General features: G+C 53.0%; 1 protein-coding gene. It reads left to right on the top strand.

All coding sequences use genetic code 11. The annotated features are described in order from the left end of the window. Positions 1-101: 101 nt before the first annotated feature. Positions 102-866, top strand: a 765-nt coding sequence (locus tag NW858_RS07585) for an AAA family ATPase (RefSeq protein ID WP_414520222.1), incomplete at its 3' end; no start/stop codon positions are given.

The raw sequence follows: 866 nt of genomic DNA, 5'->3' as shown, positions 1-866 counted from the left end.
CAGTTACTCTTGGATCTCAAAGAGAAAATCCTGGACGGGCAAGGCGAAGCGGAAGTGTATGCTCACCTGAGCGGCGCCTTTCTGGGGGAAGAAGACTGACCATGCGGATCCTCTCTCTGGCTCTACAGAACTTCAAGTCTCATGAGGACGCCTTCTTCGAGTTTGAGCCCGGTATCAACGCCATTTGTGGAGAAAATGGAGCAGGCAAGACCAGCATTCTAGAGGCTATCGCCTGGGTTTTGTTTGACTACTGCCCCTACAACCAAGAAGAACTCATCCGCACAGGCGCCAACGATGCGGTGGCTACTGTCCAGTTTATTTCCCAGTGGGATCAGCGCACCTATGACGTTCGTCGCAGTGTCAGCCAGGGATATCGCCTCTTCGATCCGCAATTGAAGCAGCGCCTAGATTACGAGCGCAAGGCAGATGTGCTGGCGTGGCTGAGGCAACATTTGGGCGTGCCCGCTGGTACTGATTTGGCACGGCTCTTTGCCACAACCATTGGGGTACCCCAGGGCACTTTCACCGCAGATTTTCTCAAAACCAGTCGGGAGCGGAAAGAAGTTTTCGACCGCATCTTGAAGGTAGAAGAGTACCAGCAAGTTGCAAAGGATCTGCTGGCAGTTGAAAAATACAGTGAGGCGCAAGTTTTGGCCGTCAAGCATCAAATTGAGCTGCTCGATCAACAGATGCAAGACTGGGATCCACTCCAAGTAGAGCAGCAGAGAATTGAGCAAGAACTGAGGCATTGGCAGGAGCGCTTAAGCCACCATACCCATACCTTGGCCGAGGTGAAGTTGGAGCTGGAGCGGCTGGAGAAGCTGCTTGCGCAAATCCAAACGCTCGACCAGCAAATTGCTCAACTG

This window comes from Synechococcus sp. H55.10 (genome assembly GCF_047502715.1).
GTDB lineage: Bacteria > Cyanobacteriota > Cyanobacteriia > Thermostichales > Thermostichaceae > Thermostichus.
Note: the sequence above shows the minus strand (reverse complement) of the source record. Positions and strands in the feature narration are given on the sequence as shown.